Source organism: Candidatus Bathyarchaeota archaeon (assembly GCA_026014745.1).
In the GTDB taxonomy this organism is placed as follows: domain Archaea; phylum Thermoproteota; class Bathyarchaeia; order Bathyarchaeales; family Bathycorpusculaceae; genus Bathycorpusculum.
The window spans coordinates 343,466-361,974 of record JAOZHS010000003.1; the positions used below are offsets into that span (position 1 = coordinate 343,466).

The following is an 18,509-nucleotide window of genomic DNA, read 5'->3' on the forward strand; positions in this document are numbered from 1 at the left end:
TGACAAATTCTGCAGTGGACGGGCTTGTAGCATGGGTCTAAGCGTTGGGTTGGGTCATAAGTCATTTTTGGCTGTCTCCTATAGTGTTGTTGTGGTGAAGAGTTCCTTCATGGTTTTCACGGTGAAGCCGTTGTCGTGGAGGTACTGCATTTCAGCGGCGAAGTTATCGACGCTGGCTGCGGTTGAGACTTTTTCGTCACTTATTTTGTGGTAATATAGGGTAACGACGGTTGAGTTGTGGGCGTTTTCCACGTAGCTTTTGAAGTCCTCAAGGGTAGTCGTATTTGACATTGTGTAGGAAGGTAAGGCGTATTTGTCAAAAGTTTGTGACATGTTCAGGTCGCCAGGGTTGACGCCGCGTCCCACCATGTAATATTGCTTAACTATGTTTTCTACGGTTGCGTTTCCTGCGCCTTCTCCTTCAGGATACACGAAGAGTTGTGCGTTTATTCCGTATTTGAGAAGGTCCTGTTGGCTTTGTTTAAGTTGATAGTTGATTTGGTCTGCATCCAGCTTGGTTAGAACGGGGTGATTTACGGTGTGGCTTTCAATGTCGTGTCCTTGTTTGGCTAAAGTGATGATTTCGTTCCAATCCATGTATCCTTTGTATTTGTCTGCATAGCCCGTTATTACTGCGAAAGTGGCTTTGAAACCGTATTGATCCAGTATTGGTAGCGCATTGGTGTATTGATTTTTCCAGCCATCATCAAACACTATGCAAACAACTCTTTGCCCATCTTGTGGGACGTTGAGTTTGTAGTAGTAGGTTTGGGGCGTAGGTAACGCCTGATTGATGCCTGGTGGCAGTTGCAAATCATAAAAGATGAGGCTAGCCGTGACGAGGGCGGCTAGTACAACTGCCGTCAAGATTTTTCGGTTTACAGCAAGTTTACTTGACATATTTTTTTCCTCCTTAACGGGTTCCCCAGACTTTACCTTTCCAGGGCGTAACCCACGAATACAAATAAACAAAGGTGATAGCAACCGATAACGCGAAGAAGAGAATACGATAGCCTATGTCTTTGATTGAGAAGTAATCAACCAGCAACTTGTCGTTTAAAGCAAAAAGGAACGATAGCAACAAAAGACCCAGCAGGTAAACCGCGATGAACTCGAATTGACCCAGTATAGCTAATACGACCGTGTTAGCCAAAAGTGAAATTGGTGAAATGAAATTCACAAACATCGTTGTGTAGAATACCAGTTTCTGCGATGTGTTTTTCTTAGTGAAGAATTTGGATGCAAAAAGCATGCCACGGAAGGCGCTTCTGCCCCAGCGAAGTTGCTGAATTAAGAATTTTTTGAATTTATGCGGCGCATAGGTGTAGGCTAATGCGTTTGATTGGAACACTGATTTGCCGCCCATGCGCATCATCAGATTGGTCATTTGGCGGTCATCGCCGGAGACTACGTCGTGGCCAAGGAATTTCTCGTTTAGCCATTCGTCGACGACTTGTTGGAATTTCTCTTTGCGGTAAGCGGAAAGCACGCCAGAGCAGCAGATTACGATGCCAAATATGCTTTCGACACCTTTGCGGATTCTAAATGAGTCAGCATACCAGACTTTTTGCAGACGCGTTAGCGTATTGTTGATTTTAGGGTCAGATTCGTTTGCGACAACACCGTTGCCGCAGACGCAGTAAACTTGAGGGTCGGTAAACGGTTGCACAAGCATTTTTATGGCATCGGGTTTGACGATGGTGTCGCTGTCGATACAGACTAAGACGTCACCGGTGCATTTTTTGATGCCTGTTGCCATGGCGTGGCGTTTACCAAGGTTTTTTTCGTGTGCCACCAAAATGAAGTTGCGTTGGGCACGTTTTTTGTTGATGACTTCTAAGGATTTGTCTTTGCTTTTGTCGTCGATGACGACTAATTCCAGTTTGTCTTTGGGGTAATCTGAATCTAATATTGAGTCGATGGTAGATGCAATGCCGCTTTCCTCGTTGTATACGGGGACTATTACGCTGATTTTTGGTCTATAGCCAAGGTCGGGTACAGGTTTGTAAGAATAAGTTACGGCGAAACGGAATATCAAAAATGGCGTCACAACTACGCCATATATAAGCAGAATGGAGTACAGCCAATTCCACTCGTACACGCTTACACGGCTGATGTACATGAAAGTCAAAATAACTAGCGTCAAGTAAAGGATTACGTAGCCCAGAATGGCTTTCTTGTTAAACTTATACAAGCCAGACGCCTCCAAAAAAGAAAGTGGAGGGTCTACTTGGCCCTATTTTTTGCGCTTGCTTGAAGAACCGCGCAGGGGTCAGGTGCCTCCAAGATAGCTCGGTAGTTTATATCGGCGGTTACAGCGCCATGTAATAGAGGTGTTTGGGGGTAGGAACTGATTAAGAATTGAATATCCTTGGGAAGGCATTCTCCGCCGATCCCTTCGAGGGCGTCAGCCATATCAACATTCCATTTGGTGTTGACTGCATCCCGTAATTCTTTGAAATCAACGTTGTTTTTGTCGCATAGTAATTTGAGTTCTTCAGCATACGCTATTCTAAGGTAATAGTAGGTGTTCTCGACTAGTTTGGATAGTTCTGCGATTTCTAGCGAGTTTACTATGTGTGTGGGTATGCCAAGGGAACTGTAAAAAGAAAGCGCTTTTTCAAGACTCTTAAAGTTTAGTGCGCCTAGGACACGTAGTTGTACTACGCCGTGTTTGTCTTCTTCTTGTTTCCACCATCGGTGGGGGCAAACTGCGATATTGTAAAGGTTGAATTTTCTTGCTAGAGCGCGTGCTGTGCCTTTTACGAGGGTTGATTCGAAGCAGATGAGTGCTTTGGGGTTTAGTTGTGTTGCTCTTTTTACGCAGTCCTCGATGGCGCTCATGTCAGGGTATCCGTTTCGGTACCAAGTGTTTACGGCGATGACGTAGGTGTCTGCGTAGCTGAGTTCGGTTGATGCTTTTATTCCGTTTTCTTTGGCAGTTGTGACTGCTTTGGGGGATATGTCGTATCCCTGTGTTTGTTTGTATTTTTTTGAAATATGCTGAGCTACTGGAAATCCTATGTTTCCTAAGCCCATGATGCATACTTTCATTTTTTCTCTCTCCCTTCCTGAAGTTTTTTATTCCACGTTTCCGCCTAGGCGTTATAAATACTTATTGTATTGTTTTGTCTAATAATCAGTTGAACTTTTTATTTACCAAACTCAAAACCCAGCGCTAAATCGACACACAAAAACAACAAAAACAAGCAAAAAACCAACAGATAATACGCCAACTACACCACCAAACCAAACAAAAAGCAAAATAAACACAAAACAACACCCCAAAAAGCAACACCACACAAAAAACCCAAAACAGCCAACACCACAAATGATATTAGCCTCAATGCACCTAAATTCATAATCAGAATAAAATACTAATCTCATCATTGCGAGAACCGCTCGCATTAGTGCGATTACATAATCAAATAAAATATAACTTACATAGGAGCGTCATATTTACGGGAACATCCCAAACATTTACGATAAAGTACGTTGTACATGCTAGATTTGATATTGAAGGCGTCGTCGAAAAACCCGACGTTATTGGAGCAGTTTTCGGGCAAACTGAAGGCTTATTTGGCCCCGAACTTGACCTTCGAGAACTCCAAAAAACCGGGCGCATCGGCAGAATAGAAATTGATCTTCATTCTAAAAACGACCGAACCACCGGCGCCATAACCATACCCACAAGCCTCGACCGCGTCTCCACCGCCCTCATAGCGGCAAGCGTGGAAAGCATCAACCGCGTCGGTCCTTGCAGTGCAAAAGTTAACCTCGACAAAATCGAAGACATACGCGAAGCACGCCGAAAAGTCATCATCGACCGCGCCAAAGAAATCCTTCACCGCTGGAACATCGAATCCATGCCAAGCGTAGACGAAGTCTACAAAGAAATCAGCGACACGATGAAAGTCGGCAAAGTCGAAAAATACGGTCCTGAAGACCTACCCGCAGGCCCCGGATTGGAAGGCTCCAAAGAAATCTTTGTAGTCGAAGGCAGAGCAGACGTCATCAATTTGATGCGCTGCGGCATATTCAACACCGTTGCATTGGAAGGCGCCAAAGTCCCTGATTCCATCAAGAAAATAACCAAAGAACGCAACGCAACAGCCCTACTCGACGGCGACCGCGGCGGAGACCTTATCCAAAAAGAACTCCTCCAAGTCACAAACGTCAAATATGTTGGCAGAGCACCCCGCGGCAAAGAAATCGAAGAGTGCAACTGTAAAGAAATCAACGAAGCTATTGAAGGCAAACTCTCAGTAGCTGAACTCAAAGAGGGCAGACCCCAACCACAACAACAGCAACAGCAGCAAGCACCCCCACCGCCTCCACCAGCACCTAAAAAACCAGTCGCGCCAACACGTGTCAAACCCGAAGTCCCCGACACCGTAAGCCAAGCCGCCAAAGCGTTAGTCGGCACCCTCGAAGCGGTTCTGCTTAACGAAAAACTTGAACTCATCGAACGCTTACCAGTCAGTCAACTCGCCGAGAAACTTCAACAAATCACAGGCGTAGACACCATAGTTTTCGATGGCATTATCACTCAGCGCATCGTCGACATCGCCGCAGACAAAAGCATCAAACGCATCGTCGCGTCACGCGTCAGCGAAGCAGTAAAACCAGCCCTCAACGTTGAACTTGTAACGTTCAACGACGCCATCCCCCCTTCTTAAGCCTAAAAATATTCCATTAGGCTCTTAGTTTCTTTTGTTTCCTTTTCTTTTAGCAAATCATTTTCTGACACATCAAAAAAGCTCAAAATACGCGCCGCAGCAGGCAGCACCTGATTAGTAACATAGTAGTCCACGTCGACATCTTCGAGGTGGGCGAACACGTAGGGTTTTACTCTGCTATAGAGACGCCCCCGACCTGTGAGTACGACGTAGCCGACTTTGTCGCCGCCGCTGAGTCGCCAGCCTTTTTCGCGAAGCATTTTTGCGGCTTCTACATGGGGCGCTTTGATTGCGTACTCCTGTGGGGATTTAGTGAGCGTTTTCCAGATGACAAGGTCTTCTAAGGGGACTTTTCGGTGCCGCAACTGACTGATAGTTTCATGCACGTATGCAACAGCATTTTTTGGCGACTGCTCTTTTAGGATAATTTCGAGCACATGCTCCTGCACCTGCTTAGCCACCTCTGCCCAGTCCCCGCGAATCACCTCCAACCCTACAATGTCGAGGCTGCCGTCGGGGCGCAGTCCAGCGTAGCGTTTTTTGGCTTCTGTGAAAAAGATGCGTCGGTAGACATCGCCGACTTCCACATCCAGCCGTAGCTCTTGCTCAATCTCCTCTTGCAGCGCAGAAACTTTGGCTTTGTCGTAGGCTACAAAGAGGCTGTCGGTGTCGCCGTAAACCACCTCGATGCCCGCTTTTTCTGCCATAGCCATTGCTGATTGGATTGTGTGGCGTCCCCAGGCGGAGGCTGCTTCAGCCACGGGTTTAATGTACCATTTCGCGCCTATCCATCCTGCGTAGCCGTAGGCGGCGTTGGTGATGATTTTGATGGCTTTCTGTCGGGCATCCAGCACGCGGTACTCGACGGTTTGGGGGTTTAGGGTGTGCATTTTTTGGCGTATGGCGGCGCGGACATCGATGAGGTAGAGAAGCGCTTCTATGTAGAAACCCGTAGGGGCTTTGCGGAATCGATGCCCAACTTCTGGTGCCACGTATTCGCCAGCGGTGGGTGTGGGTTCAGTGGGGGCGAGGTAGGTGTCGGGGGAGAGGTTGTAGGTTATCATGAGGTTAGGGTACATGGATTTGAAGTCTAACACCGCGATGTTTTCATGTAGCCCGGGTTTTGGCGAGAGCACCAAGCCGCCCGCGTAGGGAATGTAGGGTTGTTCGATGCGTTTGGGGATGAGTTCACCGATTTTTTGTGCGCGCCGAATCAGGAACCATTCCACGCGGAAGCCTACTGCTGCGGTCATGACGTGGTCGAGGGGTAGGCTGGTTAGGGCTGCGAGTTGCATGGCAAAATCGAGCAGCAACGCGGTGGTGCCTTGGACTTTTCGGGCGCTATCCAGCCCAAACCTCAACAGGTTCCTTCGCATTTCGGGGTCATCCCACATGTCAGCCACCAACATATCTTCTACGGGTGGAGCTTCGGTTTTTAGTACGCCTAAGTGGTTAGCAAAGTTCCACAGCGTCCGAACCTTCACCTCGGGGAATACGTCCATAAAATCCGCCAAATCCAAATTAACAATACCCGTAGTAGAAACGTGCCCATAGACGCTAGTGTGCGGTTCGAGTCCTGCTCGGTCAAAGTTGAGGTGTAGTCCGAGTTTGTGGCTGCGCCCCCTCAGATAAGACCAGTCTAAGCTGTTGGCTCCGAAGCTGACGATTACGTCGGGGTCGAACTCGTGGATGTAGCTTATGAAGGCTTCAAGGACGGGTTGGTCGTTTAGGTCTTGTCCCGCGATGAATTGGCGCGTTTCGCCATTGCTCGCCGCCGTTGAGATTACTAGGATGGGGTTGCGGTCGGCTTTAGGGGTGCCCTCGCGGCTATAACATAGCAAGTTAAAACCTAAAACGCGAAGTTGTGGCGCTTCTACTCGTTCGAGTTGCTTTGGTGGCGTTTGGGCGGAGTAAACATGTGCTACACGCATGCCATCCACGTTTTCTTCCTCGGTAACTTCAGCTTCTACCCAGCTGCAGGGCACCAAGCCATTGTCAAGGAGGTAACGCATGACGGCTCGGATGTCATCTTCAAGGCAATCCTCAACGCCGCTGACGGTTCGGATTTGCTTGGCGACTTTGCTTGTTGCGGTGGCGTCTTTGCAGGTGACTTTTAGGGCTGTGACGGGTTTGCCAAAGAAGCGGCGCGAGACAACTTCGACTGAGGAGACGGCTGCGGCGTAGATGAGCTTGATGGAGTCTGCGACCTTTTGGGCATCCGCACTTTTCTGCAGGACGGCGTAGAAGTAAGCTGAAAAATTGCGGTCGACCACGAGCACTCGGTCGCCTGACTCAGTGATGCCCCAGAGCCATATGTCGACTTTGCCTGCTTCTTTGTCGACTTTGGGGTTGAGGTCAAGCAGCCAAAAAACCAGTTTCAAGCCTACCATCAAAATAGAAGAAGCGCGAAATTGCCTTTAAACTTTAAGATGTCACAGGTTAGGCAAGTAAGCTTTATTTCTAAACCGAGGTTATTGTTGAGTGTGAATGGAAATGAGCAGAATAGTTCTATTGCTATTCATTTTGCTCTTGTTCACAGCATGTGCTGCCCCGATTTTGGTTGGCAAAGCTAACCCTACCCCCGATGAAAAAATGATAGCTCCACCCTCCGGTGTCATAATCGAATTTACAGTTGACTCCCCAAATGGGGACGTTGTTTATGAGAATGGAACAATTAATCTGTGCCTCAAGGCAGCCCTTTATGGTCCTGAAAAAGTATCTCAGTCTATTTACAGAACTACCTATAAAGGAGACTGGATGCAGAACCCCAAACAGTGCCCAGTAAAGTCCACCTCTATTATGCAACCAACATGGCTAACACAAATCGACTTTAACATCACAGACATACCCTTTGGCGAACACGTCTTAGAAATAACGTCTTACGGAAAGGGCGGATATTGGTTGCGTGGACAATTCACAAGTCAAAACAAACTGTGGGGAGAATATACTTTAGCAAAAAACATAACAGTAACTTTCACGACGCATGCCAAGCCAATCATCACCTTTGCAACGCCTCAAAATGTGACATCTGCAAGCAGGTCTTTTCCGTTGAATTTTTCAGTTGACCACATGGTTTCTGAGATAACGTACTGTCTAGATGGACAAAATACTGTTCTTATCGCTGAGAACACAACATTAACGGGTTTAGCTAATGGGCAGCACAATGTCACAATCACCGCTAAAGATGCGTACGGCTACACCGGAACATCGGAACCGCTAATATTCAACGTTGAAGCGGATGCGCTTTCGCCTGTGATGTTGTATTTTTTGGTTGCCTTGGGGGTTGCGGTCGGGTCTATAATTGTAGCAGTTGGTGTTCTGTTTTTCCTCCGCAAACAACGCAACTAACAGGTCAACGAGCAGGAAACCAAAACACGGTCTACCAAATGATGGGAGGGGGGCAGGTTATCTAACTGATGCCTCAAGGAACGATAATAACAGGACAACGCGATAGCGTGGCTACTTTTTCGCAGACGCCGCCCATTAACGCTTCAGGCATAGCCCGTCCCTTCTGACCGATGACTACGGCGTCATAGTGTTTGGCGGTTTCTGCGATTTCATGCGCTGGTTGCCCCTCTTTTATGAGCATGGAAATTGTGACGGTGGGGTTTTTTTCTTTGTATTTGGCTACTAGTTTGGTTAGGGCTTGTTCGTTGTATTTTTTCCAATCGGAGAGGAAGGATTCTACCCATGGAAAAGGATATTCTAGTTCGGAGGTAGCTTTTGTTGGGGGATAAACGATGTTTAGAAGGGTGACTGATGCCTTGAGGTTTTCAGCCAAGGTAAGCGCAAATTTTATTGCGCGTTCAGAGTTTTCGGAAAAGTCTGTTCCCACTAAAAGTTTCTTCAACAAAAGATTCACCATCCTAGAAAGGGGGTTGGGAGTTTCTTATAGTTTTAGGCTTCCAAGCAATTCCAGCCTCAAACAGATACATTCGCTATTTTAGAATCAGTTTTTTTGGGGTTGAGACGCTTAAATAGAACCTGTCAAAATAGCTTTTTGAGACGTGATATGATGAGAGTCGGCGTATGCGGAATAGCATGTGAAAAATGCCCCAAAATGCAAACCAAAAGCTGCCCCAACGGAGAAACAGGCTGCGTAGCCCGCCCCAACAAGTTCTGCGCCATCTGCAACTGCGCCAACCAAAAAGGCGTCAAACTCTGCTTCGAATGCAGCGAGTTCCCCTGCGAAACCACCAAACAGGGCCCTATAAGCTACGGTTACTGCCAGTACCTTGCAGGCAAAGCCTAACTGCATAACGGTTAAGTTAGGCTATTCAAATCTAGGTTTGAGAAGTTATGGGTAGCCGAGAAGTACTCATCAAAGCGCATGATTTAACCAAAAAATTCGACTCCTTCACAGCCGTTGACCACATAGATTTTGAGGTCTACAAAGGCGAATGCGTAGGCTTTCTGGGACCCAACGGCGCAGGCAAAACCACCACTGTGCGTATGATGTATTGTTTTCTAAAACCCACCGGCGGCGAACTCACTGTCGCAGGTTTAAGCGTACGCACTCAAGCCCGAGAAATCAAAAGCTTAGTCGGCGTTGCACCCCAAGAAGACAACCTCGACCCCGACTTCACAGTGCTTAAAAACCTCACAGTCTACGCCCGCTACTTTGACATCCCCAAAGAAGAAGCTCAAAGACGTGCCGAGAAGCAGCTCAAATTCTTCCAACTCGAAGAAAAAAAAGACACACCCATACTCGCGTTATCCACGGGGATGAAGCGACGCCTCATATTTGCCCGCGCCCTCATAAACCAACCCCAAATACTCCTACTTGACGAACCCACCACAGGGCTCGACCCGCAGGCGCGGCATCTGGTCTGGGATGAAGTGCGGCACCTAAAAAAACAGCAAGTCACCATCATCCTAACCACCCACTACATGGATGAAGCCCAAATCCTCTGCGACCGCATCCTCATCGTGGACCACGGCAAAATCATCGAAGAAGGCACCCCAACCGAGCTCATCAAGAAGCATGTGGGCGCAGAAGTGCTCGAAGTCGACTACACCCCGCAGCTTGAAGTAACCCTAAAAGAAGCCTTCCCCACCGCACGCATCGAACGCCTCGGCGACCGCATGCAAATCTTCACCGACCAACCACACGGCATGTTTGAAAACTTCCTACAGCAGCATAAACTGCAAAACGTGTCAATACGAAACGCCAACATAGAAGACGTTTTTCTAAAACTCACCGGCAGGGGGCTACGAGAAGAATGACCACGCCGCACCTGCGCAAATCCAGTGTCCCCTTCACCATGCCTCGCCTCAGCTACCGCGTCTGGAAGGTTTGGCGACGCAACCTCGACGTATTCTTAAAAACCATAACCGTCAACTTTCTCCCCTCACTGCTTGAGCCCATCTTGTATTTGGTGGCGTTCGGGTTTGGCTTGGGCGGCTTCATCCCCAACATTAACGGCGTTCCCTACATCAACTTCATCGCGCCCGCCTTAGTCGCTATAGCCATCATGAATGGTAGCTTCTTTGAATGCACCTACGCCTCGTTTGTACGCATGTACTTCCAAAAAACGTTTGACGCCATAGTCGCCACCCCCGTAAGCGTAGAAGAAGTAGTTGCAGGCGAGCTACTCTGGGGTGCCACACGCTCCACCATAAACGGTACGCTGGTTTTAATCGTCATCGCCGCCGCAAGCCTCTTCACCCCCATCCCACTCATCTCAACGCCACTGGTATTTTTGGTGCCCGTCATAGCGTTTTTCGGCGGATTGCTGTTTAGCGCGATTGCCATGTGCTTCACCGCAGCCGCACCCAACATCGACTTCTTCAACTATTCATCATTTCTGTTTGTGATGCCGATGTTTTTCCTATGCGGCACCTTTTTCCCCTTAACCTCGCTGCCTCAAGCGGTGCAGGTGCTGGCGCTTTGGGTTTTGCCGCTAACACAGTTGGTTAACGTTACAAGAATCGCTGTTGTGGGGGCTGTGGAACCGATTTTGGGGCTCAGCACCTCGGTTATTGTGGCATTTAGCGTGGTGTGGTTGGCAGTGGTGACGATTCTGTTCTTTATCTTATCGATTAACCTCATGAAGCGCCGCTTAACTGCTTAGACGCGGATTTGGTGGACTTCGGCGAGTATGAGATAAAAAGCCGCCAGCCCCTTCCAAGTGCCCCATGCCTGCGCTGCTGCTCGGGCTTCATCGGCTTTGATGGGTTTGCCTTCGCAGCAATATGTTGAGATGACACGTCGGAGCCCAAAGTCATCAGCGGGCAGCACATCCCAGCGTTGCATCCCCCGCAGGAGGGTTAGTTCGGCGGTCCAGACTCCGATGCCTTTGAGCGCGTCAAGTTTGGTTATGATTTGGTCAGCGTCAGGCTGGGTTTTCATGGCTTCAAGGTCCAGTTGCCCAGCGGTGATGAGTTGGGCGGCGTTTTGGATGTATTCGGCTTTGCGTTGGCTTAACCCTACGCTTCGGATGTCGCTTATGTCTGCGGCTGCGATCGCATGCGCTGTGGGGAAGGCGTAGTGTGTTGTGCCGTCGAGGGTGAGGGGGGCTCCGAATTTGGTGGCGAGGCGTTCCTCGATGGTTCGGGCGACTTTTATGGAGATTTGCTGCTCCACAATCGCATCGAGTAGCGATTCAAATGCGGTGGGGGTGGTGGGGAATTTGAAGCCTCGAAGCTTATGGGTGATGTGACGCATGACGGCGTCGCCTTGTGACTCAGCATAGAAGTTGTTGAGGGGGAAGTTTAGGTTGAAGATGTAGGTTAGGATATCTTGGGCGCCTTGTTTAATCTGCGGCTTCAGGGGCGAAGCTGCTCTTAGAGTAACCATCAACTCTGGCTGCTCTAGCTTGGCGTTGGAGGTTACCTGCATCAAAACCAAGCTGCCCTCAACATCAATTACCTGCTGGAAAATGCCCCCTCGAAAACCCCGCACAGACATGTCGCCTGCGGAGAAAATCTCAGCAGACAACTCCAAACTAAACGGCGCTGTCGGTTGAAGGGTTATGGTTTTCGTGTAAGCCAATCAAACACACCCCAAGTTTGCCTTCTACTGAGCGGTTGCAATATTAAAGATTTTTAACTCTAAACCGCATTGCTAACCCAATTAGGTGACTCTAATGCGTATCGTTGTGCGAATAGGCGGCTCTGTCGTCGCAAACCCCATAAACCCCGAACTCCTCAGCAAATACGCCGACGTCATAAAAACCATCAAGCAGCAAGGACATGAGGTGGCGGTGGTGGTTGGCGGCGGCGCCTTAGCCCGAGAATTCATCGGCATCGCCCGCAGCATGAACCTCGACATGAACGCGCAAGACGAAATCGCCATATCCTGTTCACGCCTTTTCGCGCAGCTTTTCTTAAAAAAACTCGGCGACATCGCGTGTAGCAAAGTCGCGGTCTCGTTGGATGAAGCCGCTGCTGGTTTTGACGAGGACAAAGTGGTTGTTATGGGCGGGCTTAGGCCTGGCATCACCACAGATACGGTTGCGACGTTGGTTTGCGAACGCGTCAACGCCGACCTGCTCCTAAAGGGCACTGACCAAAAAGGCGTCTACAACAAGGACCCCCGCAAATACCCCGACGCCGTAAAACTTGACCACCTCACCTTCGACGAACTCGCCAGCGTGTTTGAGCAAAACGAGCACAAAGCGGGCATCCATCAAATCATTGACCCTGAAGCCGTCAAGGTGCTACGACGCAACCAGGTCAAGACGGTTGTGGTCAGCGGGTTTGAACCGGAGAATTTGTTGGCTGCGGTACGCGGCGAAAATGTGGGCACAGTCATAAGCTAACCCTTTAGTGTTCCAGCTTTGCGGTGACCTATTAGAAGAGGCACCTACCCCTCCCTTAGTTAAAGTACAAATAAAAAGCTGGAAAGGCAACCTCACGATTTTATTGTGAATGATATATCAACACAGAAAATTTTTATACACAATTAAAATAATAGCAGTATTAGTATTGGAGGAATACATTTTTGGAAAGTATATTATACCCTGATTACACAAACGAGTTAAAAAACGTAAAAAAACGGATAATCATTGAAGAAGAGAAAACTGAAGAAACGGACGAATACAAAGAACTCCTCGGCATCGCGGACGCATTCACAAAGGCCGACAAAAAAACGCTAAGCCCTTTCGCAGCCTATGATATAAATTTAAACATAAAAACGCTCGGCCAAACAGCCATCATAAAACAGCCCGAAAAGACAGGAGACGTGGAACCATTTGTTAGAAAAGCGGAAGAGGCAGTTGCTAAAGCATCAGAAGTAGCGAATTTTGAGCAAGCTAACTCGGAAATATTTAGCTATTATGGTTGGATGTCTGATCTCAAAATCGCCTCTCAAACAATGGTTGACATTGCCAATGAATTGAACACTAACCTTAAGGGACCTGAACAGTCTAAGTCAATTGTAGATATCATAGGGCAACCTTTCGAGGACCTCAAAAAGCGTCTCGAAAAAGTGATATCTGACACAGGAAAATTCTTCAGTGAAGCTGGGAAAAAATTTAAAGAAAAATTGTCCGACGCCGGCGAGTGGCTAAAGAAAAATGTGGTTTCAAAATTTATTGAAGCCTTCAAATGGCTATCCGAAGCATTTGATGCCTTCCGACTAAAGCTCTTTGAAAGCATGTTTGATTTCGTTAGAAAAGTCATAAACTTGGCCGCGGAGAAAGACTGGAAAATTCAAAGCATAACCGTTGGAATGCCTGAAATTGGCTTTGATTCAACCGAGATAAATTCGGTGAAGATACCGATACCGAGCATAAAAGAACCGCCCGTGACATTCCAGTTCAAACCTAAAGAATAAGCAACCCAAAAAAGGCACACACAGAGTCTCTACAAAAATAGAGACGCAGGCAGGACAAAAAGAGTCGAGGTCTTTCGTAGACCTCTTTTCTTAGACTTTAGTGTAACGTTCGCGTTGCTGAGTTGCTTTTTATCTAACGGTTCAACCTTGGTTTCTTTATTATAATGAAAGCAGCGAAACAGGCGATTAAGGCTAGGAGTGCGCCATAGGCGTATTCGGGTAACACAAAGATGCCTGCGGTTACTTCAACTTGGTTGTTTAGCAAAGTATCGATTCCGCTGTCATATAGTCCATTGGCGTTTACGTCGATGATTATGTCGTATTTTCCAGGTGCAGGATTAGAATAGATTACTGGTGTGCCAAGGGTGCCGTCGCTTTGCGTTGTTATTGTGTTTGTTGTAGAAGTGACTCTGCTTGGAATAGACATGCCTTCAGTCCACTCAGTGTCGTCAACCAAGTAGACGTTGTATGTTTTTAGCGGGTCGTATCCGGTTCCTTTTACTGCAACGGGCTCTCCGAGGTTGAAGGTGTCCTTTAAGTTGCCGAATTGATCACAGCTCTGGATGGTTGGGAGCATGAAGTTTGTTCCTGAAATGGCGTAGAAGTCGTCGAAGGCTACTTGGAAGTTTTTGCCGCTAAATGTCTGCCGAGCGCCCCAGAACATAAACTGGGCATACAGATCGTCTGTGCCTTGGTTTGACTGGCCGATGTATGTCCAATCATGTGATGCGTCCTTGAAATATGCTGAAGTGATTCCGCCATCTCGGATAACACGTAATAGACCTGATGTTTCCGTGCTGGTTGGTCGTGGCGATACGTTTGTAAAGCTGCCGTATGCGTCTACAAAGAAGGTTTGTCCGCCCTCTGATTGATGCGTATTCCATAACCAGTGGGTTCCATCGGATGCTACGTGTCCAAGACCTACACGTTGCACGGTTGAACCGCCCCAGTTGATGAGTTCATATTTTATTTGGAGCAAAAAGTTGCCCTGCAGGGTATCTTCAGAAGCTTTGAGTTTTAGCCAAAAGCCCCAAGCTGGATCTTGAGTAACAGTGGAGTCAGTTACTGTAACTATTAGGCGGTGATTTACTGTATCAACGTGGACATCGCCTATGGTGTTTCCGTTGGCGTCAAGGTCGCCTAAAATCCAGCGGTCTTGCCAGCCGTCTGATGTTGCGTCGTTAAAGCCATCATAATACAGGCCTGTTGCGGCACTTACCTGTGTAACTGATGCAAAACCTGAAGTTAAGAAGATTATTAGCAAAGTTGATAGAACAAATTTTTTTATTTTATCCATACCTTCTCCTCATTATTGTGCACCTCATCATTAACTATTTTAAACAATATGAAAAAAACAAACCGTTTTTCTATATAGGCACCATTTCCCCACAGAGGGAAGAGGATTGTTAAGAAAAGTTTCTCGACTAAGCAGCAAACCCGCGAATACTGTTTGGCTAAACATAGCCCTCTGCGCAAAGCTTTCCAAGGGGCTTAAAATTTTTAAGCTGCCGAGCCGTTGCTTACCTACGAGTCAGCATGCTAGACCTCATAGCCATGTGGAGTAAACCCAAAATGGTCGCCTTCACCGCACTAACGGCACTTTTGTATTTTGGGTTGATTTATCCGTTTCAGCAGTTCACGTTTTTCCAAGGCAACGCCGACTACCTCCGCGTAGGCATGTGCATCCCGCTTGCCTTCTCGTTTCTGTTTGGCCCCGCCGCCGCATGGGGAACCGCAATCGGCAACATAATCTACGACGCCTCAACCGCCAGCCTCGGCCCCATAAGCATCTTCGGTTTCGTCGGCAACTTCCTCATCGCTTATTTACCCTACACCATCTGGAACAAACTCGCCACCCAAAAACCAGACCTCAGAAGCATCAAAAAAGTCGGGTTATTTGCAGGTTTAGCACTTCTGGGCTGTTTAATCTGCGGAGTACTCATAGCCGCGGGGTTGGAGTGGATGAATATGGCGCCGTTTCTGCCTACAGCGTGGGTGATTGCGTTTACTGATGCGTTATGGGCGATTGCGTTGGGCAGCGTCATCTTAGCCGCAACGTACAACTCGGTTAGCAAACGTGGGCTCCTCTACAAAGACATACTTACTGCTGAGTAACGCGAGAAAAAATTGTGGAAGAAGGATTAATGATGCCGTAAGGGTCACATTGTTCCGCTTACGACAGCCATCTTGGGCATAAGCACCTTATCGATGGCGTGGCAGACGCCGTTGTCTACGACTAAGTCGGGTGTGATGATGTTGGCTCCGTTGACTTTGATGTTGCGGTGCAGATGCCACTTTTTCGCGTCAATACGCAACTCTCCGCCTGAAACCGCCTGCAGATATTCATGCTGTGCCAAATCCGCCGCCATCATTTTGCCTTCCACCACGTGGAATGTGAGGACTTCTTTGAGTTTCTCTTTGTTCTTAAGCAACGCGTCGAGGTCGGCTTTGGGGACCTTTGCAAATGCCTCATCAGTGGGTGCAAAAACCGTGAATGGCCCGGGGCTTTTGAGGGTTTCAACGAGCCCCGCCGCTTTGACTGCTTCTACAAGGGTGTTAAATACGCCTAATGATACTGCTGAGTCTACAATATCTGGCAAAACTTCACCTCCACAAGATTGATACAGAAACCGCATCAACATAATGCAACGTATGTTCTATAAACGTTGTTTTTTCTCAAACACGCTGTTATTCGGGGCACTCGATGATTTCAGGGTTCTCGCTTAAATCACGTAGCGTCCGCGCAATGGTTATGACATCACCTACTGCGGAAACCAGCGAAACGGGCATGCACACTATGGAGCTTCGAAAACGCTTCTTGAACCCCAACATCTCTGAGGCGGGAGCGGAAAGCTTCACCTGCAAATAGGTAAGCTGCCAAGTGTTGGTGTTAACGTGGGTGCCTTTGACTTCTCCCAAGATTACTCCGCCAGTCGTTATGATGTTTTTTCCTATTAGCTTAGAAGTATCTACCACAAAATTCACCATGAAAAAGCGGGGGGCTTTGGGTATTTATCGTTATGGTGGTGTCATCGGTGAACCACAAACAACGCGGCAAACTAAGGCAGTGTAAACGGGGTAACCCTGATGAGGGGCGCCCATCTTAAAACTTGACAGCATCGCTCTAGTTGTGTTTGGGTGGCGTTGAGGGTTCTTTTTGTTTTGTGGACCAAATAATCAGCGCCAGAAAACCGACCAAGGCAGCGACGATTGCCGCTAACAGATAGGGCATGTATATAGAGGAATCATTTGTGGAACCGCTATCTTGGGACTGGACAATTTTTACTTGGTGTGTACTATGTTGGTAGGTGAAGGTTATGAACCACCAGTCATCGTTTGAAGTTATTGAGTAGTTGTAGGGGTTTCCGTCAAGGTAGATTTTGATGTTTTCACCGTTAGGCATCAAGCTTTTGCTTATTGTTGCGTTGATATACCCCGTTGTTCCCGATGTTCCGTTAACGGTAAAGCTGATCTCGGGGGTTGTTGCATTAAAGGAGAGCGCTGAGATGGTGCTGTTGGATTCGATTAAGAATTTGTTATCGGTTGGGCTGGGGCTCGGCGTGGGCGTTGGCGAATATGGATTGTTGAAGGATGCATTAATGGTATGGTTGGCGGCGATGTTGTCAAACGTAAATGTGAAGGGCTCGTCAGAGTGGTATGCTATGGATAGTTTTCGCAATACTGCGGGGTATTCGTGGATATCGCATGTTGTACCCACCACGAAGGTTTTACCCTCAGGAGTTGTTTCTTCCATCCATTGAGTGGCCTGCGAGTAATGCACGGTGAGACCCTTTTGTTTGTAGATGATTGTTCCATTCAAATCCATTACTGCAAGGTATCCCTCAGCATCATTGGCTGTTGTACTTTCAAAAAGTATGTAGTTGCTGTTACCGTCAAAGGTTGAAGCCCAAGATAATTCACTATTGGGATGCGATTGATAACCTTGGAAGTTATTTGCGGAGGCAACTGAAGATATTACGTTGAAGGTGGAGCCATCGGTGGAGTAGTAAATGCTCCAGGTCCCGTTGCTAAATGGGGCAACCAAGAGCAGTATGTTGTCATCTGCCCATACTTTCGGATAGATTCCATCTGATCCGGGCACCGTGGGATCTATGTTGGATAGGATAGGGTCAGGTGATGCCCATGCGTTACTGGCAAGATCATACTTGTATGCGCACCAACTAAAGGTGCTAGCGGTATCGCCAAACTGCGCATTTGCTGTTTGCGTGTATATGGAGCCCTTGAAGTATGTTATTGATGTGTCTAAGAATTCATTTTGAAGATAACGTGTTTGAGAAGCGGGTAGACTAACGTATTCCCAAGAGTTGGAATCAAATAAATTGTCTTTAGTTGTTTTTGCAAATCCGTGAAAATCGGTATCCGCAATGTGAATAATCAAATCAGTACTTGAGGGGTTCAAAACATCGGTAATGAAACGAAGACTCGCAACGGTTTCCCAAATCCAACTGTTTGAGGTCATATTGTAGAGTGCAATAAAGCTCTCATCAGTAGGTTGATTGCCACAGAAAACCATGCAGTTTGGGAACAGGGAAGATTCTGTTACGTTTTTGCTTAGCGTTGGGATATAGATGAAATCGACGGCAAGTGGTGAGACTGCGATTTGAGTGGTTGGCATCCAGTTTGAGTCTGCCGCATATATCGTTACAGGGGTGTGAATCCAAGTATTTACTAAAAGGTATCTTTGGCCGTTGACAATGAAAAGTTCAATATTTTTGTTGATGTTATTGTTGATGTAGCTTTGGTTAAAGCTAAACTGGGTTGCAGGAAAAGGTTTGCCGCCATCGATACTTATCTCATTTATACTGTTGCCCGCCGAAGGCGTTATTGTGAAAGAAGCATCCGACAAATAAGGGTAAGAAGAAGTCCCAGAAGGCGAAATAGAACCACCCTCACCAGCCGATGCCGTAACATAATATGGCCCTAACGCGTCTTCTAAACCTGAGGAGTTAACGGGGGAGAAAAATACACATGTACAAAGCAGTGTGATGATTAAGGCAGTATTAACTGCAAAATGCATAATTTTTTTCATG

The 18,509-nt window shown here is 47.5% G+C and carries 18 protein-coding genes; 8 read left to right on the top strand and 10 right to left on the bottom strand.

Features of this window, described 5'->3' with window-relative positions:
* Window positions 1–78: 78 nt before the first annotated feature.
* Genes NWE92_12965 through NWE92_12975 form a run of 3 tightly spaced genes read right to left on the bottom strand, consistent with a single transcriptional unit; the run spans window position 79 to window position 3,054 of the window.
* Complete coding sequence (locus NWE92_12965) at window positions 79–900, bottom strand: polysaccharide deacetylase family protein (protein ID MCW4030542.1); 822 nt, start codon at window positions 898–900, stop codon at window positions 79–81.
* A gap of 13 nt (window positions 901–913) precedes the next feature.
* On the bottom strand, window positions 914–2,194 hold the full coding sequence (locus tag NWE92_12970; protein MCW4030543.1) for a glycosyltransferase: 1,281 nt from the start codon (window positions 2,192–2,194) through the stop codon (window positions 914–916).
* A 32-nt stretch (window positions 2,195–2,226) separates the two neighbouring features.
* Window positions 2,227–3,054 (bottom strand): NAD(P)-binding domain-containing protein, encoded by an 828-nt coding sequence (locus NWE92_12975; GenBank protein MCW4030544.1) that lies wholly within the window; start codon window positions 3,052–3,054, stop codon window positions 2,227–2,229.
* Between the two features lie 335 nt (window positions 3,055–3,389).
* Between NWE92_12975 and dnaG the strand changes: the two genes are divergently transcribed.
* Window positions 3,390–4,679, top strand: a complete 1,290-nt coding sequence (gene dnaG, locus NWE92_12980) for a DNA primase DnaG (GenBank protein MCW4030545.1) — start codon at window positions 3,390–3,392, stop codon at window positions 4,677–4,679.
* Window positions 4,680–4,681: 2 nt separating this feature from the next.
* Here the strand turns inward: dnaG and NWE92_12985 are convergent, their stop codons facing one another.
* On the bottom strand, window positions 4,682–7,069 hold the full coding sequence (locus tag NWE92_12985) for a DNA-directed DNA polymerase (protein MCW4030546.1): 2,388 nt from the start codon (window positions 7,067–7,069) through the stop codon (window positions 4,682–4,684).
* A gap of 103 nt (window positions 7,070–7,172) precedes the next feature.
* Between NWE92_12985 and NWE92_12990 the strand changes: the two genes are divergently transcribed.
* Window positions 7,173–8,027 carry a hypothetical protein gene (locus NWE92_12990; GenBank protein ID MCW4030547.1) on the top strand — a complete coding sequence of 285 codons (855 nt, stop codon included), beginning with the start codon at window positions 7,173–7,175 and terminating at the stop codon, window positions 8,025–8,027.
* 73 nt (window positions 8,028–8,100) lie between these two features.
* Here the strand turns inward: NWE92_12990 and NWE92_12995 are convergent, their stop codons facing one another.
* Complete coding sequence (locus tag NWE92_12995; GenBank protein MCW4030548.1) at window positions 8,101–8,532, bottom strand: universal stress protein; 432 nt, start codon at window positions 8,530–8,532, stop codon at window positions 8,101–8,103.
* Between the two features lie 207 nt (window positions 8,533–8,739).
* Between NWE92_12995 and NWE92_13000 the strand changes: the two genes are divergently transcribed.
* The 3 genes from NWE92_13000 to NWE92_13010 are packed head-to-tail and all read left to right on the top strand — an operon-like array spanning window position 8,740 to window position 10,753.
* Window positions 8,740–8,931, top strand: coding sequence for a DUF3795 domain-containing protein (locus NWE92_13000; protein ID MCW4030549.1), 192 nt, complete (start codon window positions 8,740–8,742; stop codon window positions 8,929–8,931).
* Window positions 8,932–8,978: 47 nt separating this feature from the next.
* Complete coding sequence (locus NWE92_13005) at window positions 8,979–9,905, top strand: ABC transporter ATP-binding protein (protein ID MCW4030550.1); 927 nt, start codon at window positions 8,979–8,981, stop codon at window positions 9,903–9,905.
* Window positions 9,902–10,753, top strand: a complete 852-nt coding sequence (locus NWE92_13010) for an ABC transporter permease (protein MCW4030551.1) — start codon at window positions 9,902–9,904, stop codon at window positions 10,751–10,753. Before NWE92_13005 ends, NWE92_13010 begins: the two co-directional genes overlap by 4 nt.
* On the opposite strand, the gene NWE92_13015 is transcribed toward NWE92_13010, so the two are convergent.
* Entirely contained in the window at window positions 10,750–11,673 is a 924-nt protein-coding gene (locus NWE92_13015) for a DNA-3-methyladenine glycosylase 2 family protein (protein ID MCW4030552.1), read from the bottom strand. The genes NWE92_13010 and NWE92_13015 overlap by 4 nt on opposite strands.
* 94 nt (window positions 11,674–11,767) lie before the next feature.
* On the opposite strand from NWE92_13015, the gene pyrH reads away from it, so the two are divergent.
* Together pyrH and NWE92_13025 are read left to right on the top strand one after the other, a co-directional pair.
* Window positions 11,768–12,442 (top strand): UMP kinase, encoded by a 675-nt coding sequence (pyrH, locus tag NWE92_13020; GenBank protein MCW4030553.1) that lies wholly within the window; start codon window positions 11,768–11,770, stop codon window positions 12,440–12,442.
* Window positions 12,443–12,624: 182 nt separating this feature from the next.
* Complete coding sequence (locus NWE92_13025; GenBank protein ID MCW4030554.1) at window positions 12,625–13,458, top strand: hypothetical protein; 834 nt, start codon at window positions 12,625–12,627, stop codon at window positions 13,456–13,458.
* A 133-nt stretch (window positions 13,459–13,591) separates the two neighbouring features.
* Here NWE92_13025 and NWE92_13030 read toward each other — a convergent pair whose 3' ends face one another.
* Window positions 13,592–14,755, bottom strand: coding sequence for a hypothetical protein (locus NWE92_13030; GenBank protein MCW4030555.1), 1,164 nt, complete (start codon window positions 14,753–14,755; stop codon window positions 13,592–13,594).
* Between the two features lie 239 nt (window positions 14,756–14,994).
* On the opposite strand from NWE92_13030, the gene NWE92_13035 reads away from it, so the two are divergent.
* Window positions 14,995–15,573, top strand: a complete 579-nt coding sequence (locus tag NWE92_13035; GenBank protein MCW4030556.1) for a QueT transporter family protein — start codon at window positions 14,995–14,997, stop codon at window positions 15,571–15,573.
* Window positions 15,574–15,617: 44 nt separating this feature from the next.
* Here the strand turns inward: NWE92_13035 and NWE92_13040 are convergent, their stop codons facing one another.
* From NWE92_13040 to NWE92_13050, 3 genes are all read right to left on the bottom strand, one after another.
* Complete coding sequence (locus NWE92_13040) at window positions 15,618–16,058, bottom strand: fasciclin domain-containing protein (protein ID MCW4030557.1); 441 nt, start codon at window positions 16,056–16,058, stop codon at window positions 15,618–15,620.
* An 88-nt stretch (window positions 16,059–16,146) separates the two neighbouring features.
* Window positions 16,147–16,434 carry a PRC-barrel domain-containing protein gene (locus NWE92_13045; protein MCW4030558.1) on the bottom strand — a complete coding sequence of 96 codons (288 nt, stop codon included), beginning with the start codon at window positions 16,432–16,434 and terminating at the stop codon, window positions 16,147–16,149.
* Window positions 16,435–16,582: 148 nt separating this feature from the next.
* Complete coding sequence (locus NWE92_13050) at window positions 16,583–18,508, bottom strand: hypothetical protein (GenBank protein ID MCW4030559.1); 1,926 nt, start codon at window positions 18,506–18,508, stop codon at window positions 16,583–16,585.
* Window position 18,509 lies beyond the last annotated feature (1 nt).